Genomic DNA, 15,037 nt, shown 5'->3' with positions numbered 1-15,037 from the left:
TACCATCCAGCAGCCGAAGATAGGGGCGCAGCAGCCCTCTCTCAATCCGACCCACCCCTTTCGACAAGAGCGCCTGACCGTGCCCCTTACGCAGTTCTCCCCGAACGTCGCCCGGCTCGAGGCCTCGGCGACGCTGGTGCTCGCCGCCCGGGCCCGGAAGCTGAGGGCGGCGGGCGTTCCGGTCGTGGACCTCTCGGCCGGCGAGCCGCAGTACTCCGCGCCGCCCTTCGCGGCCCGCGCCGGCATTCGTGCGGTCGAGGAGGGGAAGACGGGATATCCCCCGACGTCGGGGCTGCCGGAACTGCGCGAGGCGATCGCGCGCTATCTGTGCGAGACGACGGCCGCCGAGTCGGTGGATCCGGGCTCCGTGATCGTGAGCGCGGGCGTGAAGCAGTCGCTCTTCAACTGCTGCTACGCCCTCTTCGGCGGCGGCGAGGAGGTGCTCGTGCCTTCCCCGTATTGGCCGAGCTATACGACGATCGTCCGGCTCGCGGGGGCGGAACCGGTCATCGTGGAGACGACGTGGGAGGGCGGGTTCGTGCCGACGGTCGAGGACCTCGAGGCCGCCCGCACGGCGCGCACCCGGGGGCTCATGCTCAACAGCCCGGGAAACCCGACCGGCGCTGTCATCCCGCCGGATCTTCTGCGCGAGATCCTGGCTTGGGCGGAGCGGCACGGGATCTGGGTGCTCTCGGACGAGATCTACCGGCGGCTCGCCTACGGGGCCCCGTCCCCGTCCGTGTTCGACATCGCGGAACGCGGGGAGAGGACGATCCTGCTCGACGGCGTATCGAAGGCGTTCTGCATGCCGGGGTTCCGCATCGGGTACGCGGTGGGGCCGGAGGACGTCGTCCGGAAGATGGCCGATCTCCAGGGACAGACGACCTCCGGGGCCGTCGGCCCCTCCCAGCACGCCGCCACGGCCGCGCTCGGCGAGAGCGCTGACCGGGAGGCGTTCGTCGAGGATCTCCTGTCCAGGCTCGCGGGACTCAGGGAACTGGGGCTCGCGAGGTTCGCGGAGATCGACGGGATCGACGCCTTCCCGCCCGACGGCGCCCTGTATTTCTACGCGCGGCTCGCCGACGGCGGCGCCGCGTCGCTCGATGTCGCGGAGCGGCTGCTCGCCGACGCGCAGGTGGCGTGCATGCCGGGCGAGCCGTTCGGCTCTCCGGGACACCTGCGCTTCAACTTCGCGGTGGAGCGGGAAGTCCTGGAGGAGGGACTGGAACGGATCGCCGGCTTCTTCGGCTGACCCGTCCGCCCCGGCTCACTCGAGGCTCGACGCCACCTCGTCGCGCAGCAGACGCGAGGGCTTGAAGACGGGCACCTTCCTCCTCGGCACGCGGACCGGATCTCCCGTGCGCGGGTTGCGCGCCATCCGGGTCCGGCGCTCCCGAACCTTGAAGGTGCCGAAGCCGCGAATCTCGATGTGGTTGCCTTGCACGACGGCTCCCTTCACCGCGTTCAGAAACGCGTTGACCACCGCTGCACAGTCCCTCTTGGTCACGCCGGGGCCGATGGCCTCGTGGACCTGTTCGATGAGATCCGCCTTCGTCATTCTCCCTCTCCTCCGAGCGTTTGCGATCCTGTCTATTGGCGATCCGCTCCGGGACGGGAGCGGCTATCTCAGTTCAAAGAGGAGTCTCGGCGCGCCGGGACGCAGGGGCGCCAGCGACCCGAGCCACGCCCGCGCGTCACCGATGCTCAGCCCGCCGAGCAGGTCGAACAGACTGAGGGTCGGTTCGCGCGGCCGCACGATCGTCGGATCCGCGCCCAGACCCGCCATCCGACCGGCGAGCGCAATGGTCTCGGACAGCGTCATCAGGCCGTCGACGAGTCCGAGTTCGTTCGCCTGCCGGCCCGAAAAGACCCGGCCGTCCGCCAGCCCGAGGACGGTCTCCCGATCCAGGTTCCGGTTCTCGGACACGACCTCGACGAACTGCTCGTGTACGTCGCCCACGACGTCTTCGAGGATCTCGCGGCCCTCGGGAGAGAGGGCGCGGGCCAGGCCGCCCAGATCCTTGTGCTCGCCGCTCGCCACGACCTCCCAGTCGACGCCGACCTTGCGGAAGAGTTCCTCGGCGTTGGGGAACTCCATGATGACGCCGATGGATCCGGTCATCGTGCCGGGCAGCGCGTACACGCTGTCGGCCCCGATCGCGGCGTAATATCCGCCGGAGGCCCCCACATCGCCCATCCAGGCGAGGACGGGCCGGTCGTCGTCGTCCCGCAGTTCGCGGATGGCTTCGAAGATGCTCTGCGAGGCCCCCACCGTGCCTCCGGGGGACTCGATCTCGATCACGAACGCGCGCACGCCGGGGTCTTCGCGAAAACCGCCGAGCGCCTTCGTGAACGCCGCTTCGTCCTCGATCACGCCCCGCAGGGGGACGACCGCGACCCGCCCGCCCGCGAGAAACGACGTATTCCCCACCGTCCACCAGATGGAGAGGATCGCACCCACGCCGAAGAGGCTGAGCAGCGCCAGCAAGGCGATCACCGTGTTTCGCTTATCGTAGGTCACGTGGCGCGACGGTCCGTGAAGTGTGGATCCGTGGGCGAAGGCCCGCCGCAACCTAGAGAACACATCGCCGCGCGATCAACCCGGGACGGGGCTGCCGTGACTCTGCATCGTCTCGACGAAGCGGTTGAAGAGGTACCGGCTGTCGTGGGGTCCGGGAGCCGATTCGGGGTGGTACTGCACCGCGAAGACCGGCCGCTCGCGGTGGACCAGCCCCTCCACAGTGCCGTCGTTCAGGTTCCGGTGGGTGATCTCGAGATCTTCGCCGCCCTCGATCCGTCCGCCCTTTTCGAGCACGCTGAAGCCGTGGTTCTGTGAGGTGATCTCCACGGCGCCCGTGGCATGGTTGAGTACGGGGTGATTCCCGCCCCGGTGCCCGTAGGGCAGCTTGTAGTTCGTGCCCCCGAAGGCGCGCGCGATCAGCTGGTGTCCGAGGCAGATGCCGAACAGGGGGACGCCGGCGTCGCTCAGGGTGCGGATGCGCTCGACCGCACCCGGTACGGCTTCCGGATCGCCGGGTCCGTTCGAGACGAAGACGCCGTCCGGGCGGGCGGCGAGCAGCGCGTCGGCGTCGGTGTCGCACGGGACGACGCGCACGCGGTATCCCTCGCGGCGGAAGAGGTCGAGGCTGCGCGTCTTCACTCCGTAGTCGAGGCAGAGGACGAGACCGCGCTCGGTCGAGTCGCCGAGCGGACCGAGTTCGTACGGTTCGGGGGTCGAGACGGCGGTCGCGAGGTCGCGGCCGGACATCTCCGGCTCGGCGGCGAGGCGCTCGGCGGCCCGCTCAGGCGCCACGCCCTCGTGCGCGATGACCGCCCGCATCGCGCCCGCATCGCGGATGTGGCGCGTCAGCGCCCGGGTGTCCGCGCCGATCAGCGTCGGAATCCCGTGCGAGGCGAGGTACTCGGGCAGCGTGGAATCGGCGGGGCCGGACCCGATCTCGTGCGAGAGGTGCCTCACGACGAAGCCCGCGACCCAGGGCCGCCGCGATTGCACGTCGGGACGGCGGATGCCGTACACCCCCTGCATGGGCGCGGTCATGACGACGATCTGCGCGGCGAACGAGGGGTCCGTGAGCACCTCGTGGTATCCCGTCATCACCGTCGTGAAGACGGCTTCGCCGGCGGTCTCGGTCTCGGGGCCCACGTAGGCGCCGCCGAATCGGCGGCCGTCCTCGAGCAGGAGGTATCCGGGGCGTGCTTGCGTCTCGCTCAAGTGGCGCGTCCAATGTGGCGGTTGAAGGTGCGGGGACCCGGGCATCGGCTCGCGGCCCGCGTGCCCGGCGAACCCAAGCCGCGGGAGGCGCGTTGACCACCGACTCCGGATCCGGGCGGGAGTGCGGGACCGATGCTCCGCTCGTTCATATCTTCGCCGACGAGTCCTGCCTCGGCAACCAGTTCGAGAATCGCAGGAACCCGGGGGCGGCCGCGGGTCTCATCGAACGGTTCGACGAGCGCGGCGGCTGGTACCGGCGGGACTTCGCCCACTTCGATCCGGACACGACGAACAACCGGATGGCGATCACGTCCGGCATCGTCGGGCTGGGCGCGCTGCGGCGGGCGTGTCGCGTCGTCTTCACGAGCGACAGCCAGTATCTCGTCCGCGGGATGAAGGAGTGGGTCCACGGCTGGGCCCGGCGCGGCTGGCGGCGGAAGGGCGGGCCGATCGAGAACCTCGACCTGTGGCGGGAACTCGTGCGGGTCGCGGCGCGGCATCGCGTCGAGTGGCGCTGGACCCGGGGACACGCCGACGACGTGAAGAACTCCTACGCGGATCACCTCGCGGTGACGGCGGCGCGGGAGCGGCGCGGGACCGACGGACTCGTCCCGTCCGGGTTCGAGAGTTGGCTCGCGGCGGAGCAGGAGAGGGAGAAGTTCGTCGAGTTCCTGGATCTGCCGAGTGACGCGTTCACGGAGGACCCTCGGCCGCCCGCTCCCGAGAGGGCCGCCGGGGACTGAGACGGGCTACGAATCGGGGTTCCGGCTACGAACCGGGGTTCCCGCTCCCGGAACCGGGATCCCCTTCCCCGCCGTCCGTCCCGTCGGGAACGGCAGCGCCCTCCTCCGATCCGGGTGCAGCCGCATCGTCGGACGGGGCCGCGCCTTCTCCGAGGTCGGGCGGCGCCTCCAGCAGCGAAGCCGGCGCTTCGGGGAGACTCTGCTGACCGGGAAGTCCCTGACGCAGAATCGATTCCGGCGCCGTATCCGGACGGGCGGAGAGCACGGTCAGCACGAGCGCGAGGAAGAGGAAACTCCCCCCGCCGTACCAGCTCATCTTCGTCAGCGCGTTGGCCGCCTGGCGACCTCCCATGAAGGAGTCCGTGGAGGACGAGGCGCCGCCGAAGGACGCGGCGAGCCCGCCGCCCTTCGCGGACTGGAGGAGGATCATCACGCACAGCACGAGCGCGATCAGCGATATCAATACGATCAGGAACGTGAACATCGTCTACCCGCTATTGGTTGGATCGGCGGATTAAGGTAGAGCGGCCGGCGGGACGGGGCCAGTTTACCCGCCCGCCGCGCAGATCGCGGCCCAGCTGTCGGGGTCGAGACTCGCGCCGCCCACGAGCACGCCGTCCACGCCGGGGCCCGAGAGAAGCGCCTCGATGTTGGCCGGCTTGACGCTCCCGCCGTAGAGGATCGCCGTCCGCTCGGCATCGCAGCCCTCGGCACGCGCCAACTGCTCGCGCACGATGGCGTGGGCCTCGGCGGCGTCGGCGGGGCTCGCCGTGCGTCCGGTGCCGATCGCCCACACGGGCTCGTAGGCGTAGACGAGGCCGGCTCGGCTCTCACGGTCGAGAGGGCGGATCGCTTCCCGGATCTGCGTTTCGAGGACGGCCGCGAGCCGTCCGGACTCCCGCTCCTCGAGGGTCTCGCCCACGCACAGAACGGGCCGGAGCCCGGCCTCCAGGATGCGGACGAGCTTGCGTCCCACGTCCGCATCGGTATCGCCGAACTCCCGCCGGCGTTCCGAGTGGCCCGCCAGCGCCCAGGTGGCGCCGGTCGCCGGGACCATGGCCGCCGAGATTCCGCTTGTGTGCGCGCCCTCGAGTTCGGTGTGCACGTCCTGCACGCCGAACTCGAGGTCCGGGCGGTCCGAGGCCGCCGCGGCGAAGGCCGCCAGACTGATGGCGGGGGGGAATATGACCACGGTCGCGTCGCTGCGGCGGCTGTGGCGCGCCGTGAACCGCTCCACGAACGCCCCGGTCTCGGTGGGGCCGTGGGACATCTTCCAGTTCGCGGCGAATACGGGGGTGCGCGGCTGACTCGGCGGGTGACTCACGAGCGTGTCCTTTCGATGAGAACGTCGAGTCCGGGCAGGCACCCGCTCGACAGGTACTCGAGGGCCGCGCCGCCGCCGGTGCAGACGTGCGATACGCGGTCGCGAAGCCCGGCCTGACGAACGGCGGCTGCGGAGTCGCCGCCCCCGATGACGGTGAACGCGCCCGCCGCCGTCGCCTCCGCGGCGGCTTCGGCGACGGCGAAGGTGCCCGCCGCGAACCGCGGATCCTCGAACAGGCCCATGGGACCGTTCCAGAAGAATGCCCCGCACCCGCGCAACGCGTCGGCGTAGCGGGCGCGGGACTCGGGCCCGATGTCCAGGGCGGCCATCTCCGGCTCGATCGCGCCGACCGCCACGTTCTCGACGCTCTCTCCGCCCGACCGGTCCAGGACCGTCACGTCCGTCGGCAGCCGGATCCGTTCCCCTCCGGCGACCAGGATCGACCGGGCGAGATCGAGCGCTTCCTCCTCGACGAGCGAAATCCCGGTCTCGATGCCCTGTGCGCGGAGGAAGGTGTTCGCCATGGCGCCGCCCACGAGGATCAGGTCGGCCCGTTCCACGAAGCGGCGCATGAGTTCGATCTTGTCGCCGATCTTGGCGCCCCCGAAGGCGACGATGAAGGGACGGCCCGGGCGGTCGAGCGCGCCCAGCGCCTCGAGTTCGCGCTCGACGAGCAACCCCGCGGCGGAAAGGCTCAAGAGCGCGGGCACGCCGGTCGTCGAGGCGTGCGCGCGGTGCAGCGTGCCGAACGCGTCGTTGACGAAGAAGTCGCCGAGCCGGGCGAGCCGGCCGGCGAGGGCGTGGTCGTTCGCCGTCTCCCCAGGCAGGAAGCGCGTGTTCTCCGCGAGGAGCACCTGCGCGGTCCCCAGTTCGCGGCTGGCGCGGAGCGCTTCCTCTCCGTCGCACGGCGCCGAGAAGAGGACTTCGGCTTCGAGGAGGCCGGCGAGCGCCGAGGCCACGGGCGCGAGCGACAACGCGGGGTTCGGCTGCCCGCCCGGTCGGCCCAGGTGAGAGAGCAGCACCGGCCGGACGTCATGCCGCAGCAACCACCGGAGCGTCGGCAGCGAGGCTTCGATCCGCGTCGCATCCGCGACCTGGCCGGCGTTGAGCGGCACGTTGTAGTCCACCCGCACGAGTCCCCGCTTCCCGGCCAGTCCGGCCGGGAGGTCGCGCAGCGTTCGGGTCACGAAGGGACGGGCCGGGCCGCTCAGGCCCCGACGGCGGTGGGCAGACGCTCTCCGACGAAACTCGCCAGGTCGACGAGGCGATTCGAATACCCCCACTCGTTGTCGTACCACGAGATGACCTTCACGAGCGTGCCGTCCATGACCGATGTCGATTGCGCGTCGACGATCGCGCTCGCCGGGTGTCCCGTGAAGTCGATGGATACGAGCGGTTCCTCGGTGTATTCGAGTACGCCGTCGAGCGGTCCCTCCGCCGCCTCGCGAAAGGCGGCGTTGATCTCGCCCGCCGACGTCTCCCGCGACACGGTCGCCACGAGGTCCACGATCGACACGTCCGGAGTCGGGACGCGCATCGCCATCCCGTCGAGCCTCCCCTTCACCTGCGGGAGAACGAGACCCACGGCCTTCGCCGCGCCCGTCGTCGTGGGGATGATCGAGACCGCGGCGGCTCGGGCGCGCCGCAGATCCTTGTGCGGGAGGTCGAGGAGCTGCTGCCCGTTCGTGTACGCGTGGACCGTCGTCATCAGGCCGCGCTTGAAGCCGAAGCGGTCCAGCAGAACCTTCACGACCGGAGCGATGCAGTTGGTCGTGCAGCTCGCGTTCGAGATCACGTCGTGCTTCGCCGGGTCGTACTCGTGCGCGTTCACCCCGAGGACGAGGGTGATGTCCGGCTCGATGCCGGGCGCGGAGATGAGGACTTTCTTCGCACCGGCCCGCAGGTGCCGGGTCGCATCCTCCCGCTTGCGGAAGATGCCCGTGGATTCGATCACGATGTCCACGTCGAGCTCCGCCCACGGGAGGTCGGCCGGGTCGCGTTCGGAGAACACGCGCACGCGTTCCTCTCCCACGACGAGTTCTCCGCCGTCCACGCGCACGTTGCCGGGAAAGCGCCCGTGCACGGAGTCGTATTTGAATAGATGGGCGAGCGTCGCCGCATCCGTGAGATCGTTGATCGCGACGAAATCAAGGTCCCCGCGCGGGTCCTGAAGCGCCGCGCGGAGAATGTTCCGGCCGATGCGGCCGAAACCGTTGATGGCAACCCTCACACTCATTCGGATTCCTCTCGGGAGAAACTGGCTAGGGGCGAAGTGCCCCGGTCGGCGATTCGTCCCCGTCCAGGGGACGCAAGGTGCGCGCAAAACTAACGGTGGCCACGCTGTGGAATCCAGCCTCGGCCAGCGTCTCGGCGCAGGCGATCGCGGTGGCTCCGGTCGTGAGCACGTCATCGACGATCATGGCGCTACCGCGCTCGTCCGGGAGGCCGGCGCGCAACCGGAAACGGCCCTGTACGTTCGCTCGGCGCAGAGCCCCGCGGACGCCCGCCTGACGACCGCCGCCCGGACGGCGATCGAGGAACGGCCCCAGCGGCCCGACGCCGAGGTCGGCCAGCACGCGGGCAAGTTCCGCGGCCTGGTTGAATCCCCGTTCCCGCCGCCGGGCGGGCGTGAGCGGCACCGGGACCAGCCAGGACGCGCCCTCGCCGATCCGGGACGCCATCGCCTCGGCGCCGGGAGCCATGCGCGCGGCCATCCACGGGGCGAGGGCGCGCCAGCGGTCGTATTTCAGGGCGTGCACCGTCCGGGCGGCGAGGCCTTCGAAAACGAAGGGCGCGTCGGCCGCCACCAGGACGTCGGGCCACTCCTCGCACGTGCCGCACGGCACCAGCTCCCCGGCCGCCGCGGCGATGTTGCCGAGCGGCTGAGCGCAGCGAGGACAGCGGGGACTCGCGAGCCGGGGAAGTCGCGACCGGCACAGGCCGCACAGCGGCGGGCCATCGGGAGCGACGCCGCGGCGGCACCCCACACATGCCGCGGGCACGAGCGCGTCGAAGGCCGCGGCGGCCGCTCGGCGCACGAGACGGAGCCGGCCGGCGCACGCCACGGCCCTCACGCGGCGCTCGATCCGTCCGCGGGTTCCGGCTCCGGCCGACTCCGGAGTTCAGCCACGGCCGCCTCCCGCATCACTTCGAACGGGGCCGGGCGGCCGGGGAACCACCGCTCGAGCGAGAGCGCCGCCTGGCCCACGAGCATGTCGAGTCCGCCCACGGCCCGGATTCCGAGCGCACGGGCGTGTCGAACCCACGCCGTTTCTCCGGCCGCGTAGACCATGTCGAAGGCGGCGCCGAACCGCGCGCCGACCGCGTTCCGAACCAGCTCGAGGGGGAGCGGATCCCCGGAAGAGAGTCCGAGGCTCGTGGAATTCAGCACGAGATCGTACGTGGCACCGGCATGCGGCGCGGCGACCACGTGCACCGCGTCGGCCGCAGGGTCGGCGTCGGTCGCGTGGGCCAGCGCCCGGTCGCGCAGGGCGCGTGCCCGCGCCGGCGTCCGGTTGAGGACCTCGACGGACGACGTCCCGCCTTCGAGCAGGGCGTGGACCGCCGCGCGGGCCGCGCCCCCGGCGCCCAGGAGGAGCACGCGCGCGCCCCGCGGCTGGAAGCCGAAGCGGGAAAGGGCGGTGCGGAGCCCGCCGACGTCGGTGTTGTCGCCCGCGAGTTCGCCATCCGGTCGTCGCCACCAGCAGTTGCACGCCCCGGTCGCCCGGACCGCCGCGCTCGGTCGGGCGAGCGCCCGCGCCGCCCGGAGCTTGTGCGGGAGCGTCACGTTTCCGCCCGTCAGGTCCGCGCTCCGCATGACCGGTCCGACCTCGTCGGGCGCGGTTCGCCGAGCGGTGTATTCCGCGTCGAGTCCGAGGACGTCGAAGGCCGCCCGGTGCATCGCGGGCGAGATCGAGTGCCGCACGGGATCCCCAAGGAGCGCGAAGCGGAGCGTCACGACCCCGACCCTTCGCGTCCTCCCCCTTCGTCTTCATCGAGCGCGTCGAAGAACCCCCGCATGGCCTGCGTCAGCAACGCCCGCGTCGCCTCGTACGTCTCGAGATCGCCGCCGTACGGATCGGGGACCCCGCCCGCGCTCCGTTCGTGACCCGCGGGCAGGAAATCCGTCATGACGTGAACCGCCGCATCCGGAGCCAGCCGCGCCGCCGCCTGGGCATGCGACGCCTCCATGCCGATGATCACATCCGCCCATTCGAGCAGTTCGAGCGAGAGTTCCCGGGAAAGGTGTCCCGCGAGGTCGAGCCCGTGAGCGGCGGCGACCGCGATCCCGGGACCCGAGGCCGGCTGGCCGGGAAACGCGAAGGTGCCCGCCGATGCGCAGGAGACCTCCGCCCAGCCCCGCGCGGCGGCCTCCGCCCGCGCAATCACTTCGGCCAGCGGACTGCGGCATATGTTTCCGGTGCAGACGAAGAGGAGGTTCATGGCGAGAGGGTCCGGGTGACATCCGCCGCCGGCACGGCGCCCTCCCGCAGAATCTCGACGGCGTCCCCCGTCACGCGCACGAGCGTCGACGGGGTCGAGCCGGCGAGATCGCCCGCGTCGAGCCAACCCACGGTTCCCCCCTCGGACCCGACCTCCGACAGGACGGCGCGAACCTCAGCACCCGTCTTCGCCGGAGGTCTCCCCGTCGCGTTCAGGCTGGTTGAGGTCAACAGCCCGCCGGCGCGATCGAGGAGGCGTCTCACGACCGGATGGGGGTCGACGCGCACGGCAACGCCGGTGTCGCCGTCGTCCTCCAGCACCAGAGTAAGCGGTCCCGGCCAGAAGGCATCGGCGAGCCGGCGCGCGGCGTCCGTCCACCGGGCCCCGGGCAGCGCCTCGCGGAGCGCGTCGCGGCTCGCGGCGAGCCGGATCAGCGGTCCCGGCGGCCGACCCTTGATCGCGGCGATCCGCGCGTCGACCTCCGGCCACGGCCGGCCACCCAGCCCGTACACCGTCGAGGTCGGGTGCGCCACGACCCCCCCCCCCGTCGAGCAGCGCCGCCGCCCGGTCGAACGCTTCATCGTCCGTCGCCAGCGCCCGGCCCCGCCCGGCGGCCTCCGAAGCGCCTGTCCACTCGCGCCACTTCACCACGTCGATACCCTTCCCCCCTGTCTCCCACTAGTTCCCCGCGGCGATCAACCCGGTCTCAACCATGGCGCGCGCGAGCGAGAGGTCGCTCGCCGTCGTGATCTTCAGGTTCACCGGATCTCCCTCCACGGTCGCAACGTCGATGCCGAGCTTCTCGCAGAGCAGCGCGTCGTCCGTCATGGCGGCGGCGTCCTGCGCTTCCCAGGCGCCCGCATCGTCGATCGCGTGCGTACGATTCAGTACCGCCGCCGGAAACCCCTGTGGCGTCTGCACGCGGCGGAGTCGCTCGCGCAGCACGGTCCCGGCGATCCAGCCTCCCTCGTCCACGCGCTTCACGGTGTCCTCCACGGCGATCACCGGCACCACCGGGCCGGCGCGAGCGCCTTCCGCGACGCGGGAAACGAGCGCGGCCGACACGAACGGTCGCGCCCCATCGTGCACGAGCACGGTCTCGACCTCCCCCGCCAGCGCCTCGACGCCGGCGCGCACGGAATCGGCCCGAAACACCCCGCCCGGCACGACGAGAACGCCGTCCGGAAGCCATGGCGGGGGCGAGGCCGCCCGCGACGGCGAGAGCACGACCACGACCCGGTCGATGCCGGGATGGTTCAGGAACGTCCGCAGGGACCAGGCGAGAACCGGCATGCCGCAGAGGTCGACGAACTGCTTGGGCCGCGACGCGCCGAAGCGATGTCCCTGCCCCGCCGCGACGACGACGGCGCCGACGCCGCGGGCGGCCGCCGGGCCTCCCACTGGCATTAGTCGGGTTCCGGACGGCGGCTCACGGATTCGAACGCCGTGAAGGCCTTGTGGAAATAGAGTTCGACGGTTCCCGTCGGCCCGTTGCGCTGCTTGCCCACGATGAGTTCGGCCTTCCCCGCCAATCCCCGTTCCTCCACCTCTTCCGGCTTGCGGTGCATCTCCTCGCGGAAGATGAAGAGGACGACGTCCGCATCCTGTTCGATCGCGCCCGACTCGCGCAGGTCGGAGAGCCGCGGACGATTCCCTTCGCGCTGTTCGGGCGCCCGCGAGAGCTGGGAGAGCGCGAGGAGCGGCACGCCGACCTCCTTCGCAATCGCCTTGAGCGACCGGGAGATCGCGCTGATTTCCTGCTGGCGGTTCTCGACCCGCGCGCCGCCGGACATCAGTTGCAGGTAGTCGAGCACGACGAGCCCGACGCCGACTTCCGCGTGCAGACGCCGCACCTTGGCCCGGAGTTCGATGGGCGAGATCGCGGGCGTGTCGTCGATCCAGATCGGCGCCGTGTTCAGGTGTCCGGCTCCGCTCGCCAGCCGCGTGAAGTCGTCGGACGTCAGTCGCCCCGTCCGGATCCGGCTCGAATCCACCTTGGACTCCGCACTCAGCATCCGCTGGACGAGCGACTCTCTCGACATCTCAAGCGAGAAGATCGCCACCGGAACATCCTCGCCGATCGCCGTATGCTGGGCGATGTTCAGCGCGAGGGCCGTCTTGCCCATGGAGGGGCGCCCGGCGAGGACGACCAGGTCGGCCGGCTGGAACCCCGCCGTCATCCGGTCGAGATCGGGGAATCCGGATGCGACGCCGGTGATCGAGCCCGGGTTCCGCACGAGTTCATCGATCCGGTCCATCGTCGAGCGCAGGACTTCCTTGATGCGGACGAAGGTCCCGCGCTGCTCTGCCTGCGAGATCTCGAAGATCCTCTGCTCCGCGCGGTCGAGCGTCTCGTCGACTTCGCCCGATCCCGTCTCGTAGGCGTCCTGGATGATCTCGGTGGCGCTGGAGATGAGCCGCCGAAGCACCGTCTTGTCGCGCAGAATCCGGCAGTGGTAGGCGATGTTGGCGGCGGTGGGCACCGCGTCCACGAGTTTCGCGAGGTACGCCATGCCCCCGACGGCATCGAGTTCCGCCGCGGTCTGCAGTTCGTCGGCGAGCGTGACGGCGTCGATGACGTCGCCGCGCCCGTACAGGCGTACCATCGCGCGGAAGATCCGGCGGTTGCCCTCCCGGTGGAAGGCGGAATCGTCGATTCGTTCGAGGGCGATGGCGACGGCGTCGCCGTCGATGAGCATCGCCCCGAGGACCGAGATCTCGGCCTCCTCGGACCAGGGCGTGCGCCGGGCCTCGATCTCGTCGCTGGGGAGGCTGATCGCCGTCTCAACCACTGCGGGCCTCGCGATCTCCGACGCCGTCGAGCATGCGGCGCACGATCTGCAGATCCTCCCACGTCGGCCGGATCCAGCCGGGGTTCCGGAGCAGCGCCGCGGGGTGATAGGTGGCGACGACGGGGTACCCGGAATAGCGGTGCACGGTGCCGCGGAGCCGGCCGAGCGCGGATTTGGTTTCGAGGAGCGTGCGCGCGGCGAAGGCGCCGAAGGCGATGATCACCTCGGGTTCGATGAGCGCAAGCTGCCGCAGGAGATAGGGAGCGCAGGCCGCGACCTCATCGGGAAGCGGGTCGCGGTTCCGGGGCGGCCGCGACTTCAGCACGTTGCAGATGTAGACGGACGTCCGCGGGAGCCCGATCGACATCAGCAGACGGTCGAGCAGGCCGCCGGCGCGGCCCACGAAGGGGCGGCCGGTCTCATCTTCGTGCTTCCCGGGAGCCTCCCCCACGCACACGACGCGGGCGTTCGCCGCCCCCTCGCCGAAGACCGGGTTCTTCCGCGATTCGTGGAGCGTGCAGCGGGTGCAGGAGGCGACGAGCGCGGCCAGCGCCTCCAGATCCGGCGCCTCGGCGATCTCCGACCGCGTCACCGCGGCGGCCGGGCTCGCGTCCCCGTCCGCGGGAGGCGCGGCGGCCGCGTGCGGCACGCGCCCGGCGGACGCCAGGCGGCGCAAGACCTCTTCGCGCGTCGCGTGCTCGAGCATGAGCGCGCTGCCCTCCGAGGCGAGCGTCTGCTTGAGAAAGGCGCGAGCGAGCTTCCGGCCCCCGGCATCCGGCGGGCTCACCTCTCGGCGACCGCCGGGATCGAGGCTTCGACCCGGTCGAGCAGTGTGTCCGCCAACTCCGTCTTCTTCGCCAAAGGCAACTCCTCGACCCCGCCGTTCCGGTCGATCAACGTGATGCGGTTCGTCTCCGACTCGAATCCCGCGCCGGGCTCCACCGCCGAGTTCACCGCGACGAGGTGCATGCCCTTCCGCTCGAGTTTCTCCCGTCCGCGGGCCAGAAGGTCCTCCGTCTCGAGCGCAAACCCCAGAGTAAAGATTCCCTTCCGTTCGCGGAAAGCCCGCGTCTCGAGCAGCAGGTCCGGGCCCGCCCGGAGCGTGAGTTCGAACTCCTTCTCCGCCCCGTCCCCCTTCTTGATCTTCGAGTCCGCCGCGCGGGTCGGCTCGAAGTCGCCGACGGCCGCAGCCATCAGAAGGATGTCCGCATCGGTCAACGCCGTCTCCAGGGCGGCCAGCATCTCGCCGGCCGTCTCGACCTCCACCACGTCGGGCCCCGGGGGTCGCGGCAGCCGGCCCGGCCCGCCGATGAGCGTGACGTCGCCCCCGCGCCGCCAGGCGGCCTCGGCGAGCGCGAACCCCATGCGGCCCGACGAGCGGTTCGAGATGAAGCGGACGGGATCCAGCGCGGCTCTCGTCGGCCCCGCCGTCGCGACGATCTTCCGTCCGCGCAGACCGGTGGCCGTCTCGAGCGCTCGCCCGATGCGCGGCAGTATCTCCTCCGGCTCCAGGAGCCGTCCCGGCCCGCTCTCCCCCTCCGCGAGCGGACCATCGGCCGGCCCGGCGATCCCGTATCCGACGTCGACGAGCCGCGCGACGTTCGCCTGCGTGATCGGATGCTCCCACATCCGCGTGTTCATCGCGGGGCAGACGATGACCGGTGCGCGCGATGCCAGCACGGCGGTCGCCGCCAGGTCGTCCGCGGCGCCGGCCGCGAGCCTGGAGATGAGGTTGGCCGTCGCGGGCGCGACGACGACAACATCGGCTTCGAGCCCGAGATCCAGGTGCGCCATGGGCCGGTCCCAGAGCGACGCGTGTACGGGCCGGCCCGTAATCCCCTCGAAGGTGACGCGTCCGATGAAGCGCTCGGCCGCGGCGGTCAGGATGACGTCGACCCCGGCCCCGGCCTCGATCAGGCGGCGGGTGAGGATCGCGCTCTTGTACGCGGCGATCCCGCCGGATACGACGAGCAGCACGCGACGACCGTCGAAGGGCCGCACG

At 71.2% G+C, this 15,037-nt stretch carries 17 protein-coding genes; 2 read left to right on the top strand and 15 right to left on the bottom strand.

Features of this window, described 5'->3' with window-relative positions:
* The first annotated feature begins 79 nt into the window (after positions 1–79).
* Positions 80–1,252 carry a pyridoxal phosphate-dependent aminotransferase gene (locus ACQY5G_RS12005; protein ID WP_428274281.1) on the top strand — a complete coding sequence of 391 codons (1,173 nt, stop codon included), beginning with the start codon at positions 80–82 and terminating at the stop codon, positions 1,250–1,252.
* A 15-nt stretch (positions 1,253–1,267) separates the two neighbouring features.
* Here the strand turns inward: ACQY5G_RS12005 and ACQY5G_RS12000 are convergent, their stop codons facing one another.
* From ACQY5G_RS12000 to carA, 3 genes are all read right to left on the bottom strand, one after another.
* Complete coding sequence (locus ACQY5G_RS12000; RefSeq protein WP_428274279.1) at positions 1,268–1,558, bottom strand: HU family DNA-binding protein; 291 nt, start codon at positions 1,556–1,558, stop codon at positions 1,268–1,270.
* Between the two features lie 63 nt (positions 1,559–1,621).
* On the bottom strand, positions 1,622–2,521 hold the full coding sequence (gene sppA, locus ACQY5G_RS11995; RefSeq protein ID WP_428274277.1) for a signal peptide peptidase SppA: 900 nt from the start codon (positions 2,519–2,521) through the stop codon (positions 1,622–1,624).
* A 75-nt stretch (positions 2,522–2,596) separates the two neighbouring features.
* Positions 2,597–3,733: a glutamine-hydrolyzing carbamoyl-phosphate synthase small subunit gene (carA, locus tag ACQY5G_RS11990; RefSeq protein WP_428274275.1), complete on the bottom strand. Its 1,137-nt coding sequence runs from the start codon at positions 3,731–3,733 to the stop codon at positions 2,597–2,599.
* A 92-nt stretch (positions 3,734–3,825) separates the two neighbouring features.
* On the opposite strand from carA, the gene ACQY5G_RS11985 reads away from it, so the two are divergent.
* A complete protein-coding gene (locus ACQY5G_RS11985; RefSeq protein ID WP_428274273.1) occupies positions 3,826–4,476 on the top strand; it encodes a ribonuclease H family protein in 651 nt (216 codons plus the stop codon).
* A gap of 25 nt (positions 4,477–4,501) precedes the next feature.
* Here ACQY5G_RS11985 and secG read toward each other — a convergent pair whose 3' ends face one another.
* The 12 genes from secG to coaBC all read right to left on the bottom strand — a co-directional run bounded on the left by secG (position 4,502) and on the right by coaBC (position 15,036).
* Positions 4,502–4,960: a preprotein translocase subunit SecG gene (secG, locus tag ACQY5G_RS11980; protein WP_428274271.1), complete on the bottom strand. Its 459-nt coding sequence runs from the start codon at positions 4,958–4,960 to the stop codon at positions 4,502–4,504.
* A gap of 63 nt (positions 4,961–5,023) precedes the next feature.
* Positions 5,024–5,800, bottom strand: coding sequence for a triose-phosphate isomerase (gene tpiA / locus ACQY5G_RS11975; protein ID WP_428274269.1), 777 nt, complete (start codon positions 5,798–5,800; stop codon positions 5,024–5,026).
* The gene (locus ACQY5G_RS11970) at positions 5,797–6,987 is read right to left on the bottom strand and encodes a phosphoglycerate kinase (protein ID WP_428274267.1); all 1,191 of its coding nucleotides are present in this window, start codon (positions 6,985–6,987) and stop codon (positions 5,797–5,799) included. Before ACQY5G_RS11970 ends, tpiA begins: the two co-directional genes overlap by 4 nt.
* 20 nt (positions 6,988–7,007) lie before the next feature.
* Positions 7,008–8,036, bottom strand: a complete 1,029-nt coding sequence (gene gap, locus ACQY5G_RS11965; protein ID WP_428274265.1) for a type I glyceraldehyde-3-phosphate dehydrogenase — start codon at positions 8,034–8,036, stop codon at positions 7,008–7,010.
* A gap of 25 nt (positions 8,037–8,061) precedes the next feature.
* The gene (locus tag ACQY5G_RS11960) at positions 8,062–8,874 is read right to left on the bottom strand and encodes a ComF family protein (RefSeq protein ID WP_428274263.1); all 813 of its coding nucleotides are present in this window, start codon (positions 8,872–8,874) and stop codon (positions 8,062–8,064) included.
* Positions 8,871–9,758 (bottom strand): shikimate dehydrogenase family protein, encoded by an 888-nt coding sequence (locus ACQY5G_RS11955; RefSeq protein WP_428274261.1) that lies wholly within the window; start codon positions 9,756–9,758, stop codon positions 8,871–8,873. The genes ACQY5G_RS11960 and ACQY5G_RS11955 overlap by 4 nt, the downstream gene beginning before the upstream one ends.
* Positions 9,755–10,243, bottom strand: coding sequence for a low molecular weight protein arginine phosphatase (locus ACQY5G_RS11950; RefSeq protein ID WP_428274259.1), 489 nt, complete (start codon positions 10,241–10,243; stop codon positions 9,755–9,757). The genes ACQY5G_RS11955 and ACQY5G_RS11950 overlap by 4 nt, the downstream gene beginning before the upstream one ends.
* Positions 10,240–10,824 carry an L-threonylcarbamoyladenylate synthase gene (locus tag ACQY5G_RS11945; RefSeq protein ID WP_428274257.1) on the bottom strand — a complete coding sequence of 195 codons (585 nt, stop codon included), beginning with the start codon at positions 10,822–10,824 and terminating at the stop codon, positions 10,240–10,242. The genes ACQY5G_RS11950 and ACQY5G_RS11945 overlap by 4 nt, the downstream gene beginning before the upstream one ends.
* Before the next feature lie 97 nt (positions 10,825–10,921).
* Complete coding sequence (ispD, locus tag ACQY5G_RS11940) at positions 10,922–11,650, bottom strand: 2-C-methyl-D-erythritol 4-phosphate cytidylyltransferase (RefSeq protein ID WP_428274255.1); 729 nt, start codon at positions 11,648–11,650, stop codon at positions 10,922–10,924.
* The gene (dnaB, locus tag ACQY5G_RS11935; protein WP_428274253.1) at positions 11,650–13,035 is read right to left on the bottom strand and encodes a replicative DNA helicase; all 1,386 of its coding nucleotides are present in this window, start codon (positions 13,033–13,035) and stop codon (positions 11,650–11,652) included. The genes ispD and dnaB overlap by 1 nt, the downstream gene beginning before the upstream one ends.
* Entirely contained in the window at positions 13,028–13,822 is a 795-nt protein-coding gene (locus ACQY5G_RS11930) for a uracil-DNA glycosylase (protein WP_428274251.1), read from the bottom strand. The genes dnaB and ACQY5G_RS11930 overlap by 8 nt, the downstream gene beginning before the upstream one ends.
* Complete coding sequence (gene coaBC, locus ACQY5G_RS11925) at positions 13,819–15,036, bottom strand: bifunctional phosphopantothenoylcysteine decarboxylase/phosphopantothenate--cysteine ligase CoaBC (protein ID WP_428274250.1); 1,218 nt, start codon at positions 15,034–15,036, stop codon at positions 13,819–13,821. The genes ACQY5G_RS11930 and coaBC overlap by 4 nt, the downstream gene beginning before the upstream one ends.
* Position 15,037: the final 1 nt, after the last annotated feature.

It is taken from the genome of Candidatus Palauibacter sp. (assembly GCF_965261555.1).
Lineage (GTDB): Bacteria > Gemmatimonadota > Gemmatimonadetes > Palauibacterales > Palauibacteraceae > Palauibacter.
This window is presented reverse-complemented; position numbering and strand designations above follow the sequence as displayed.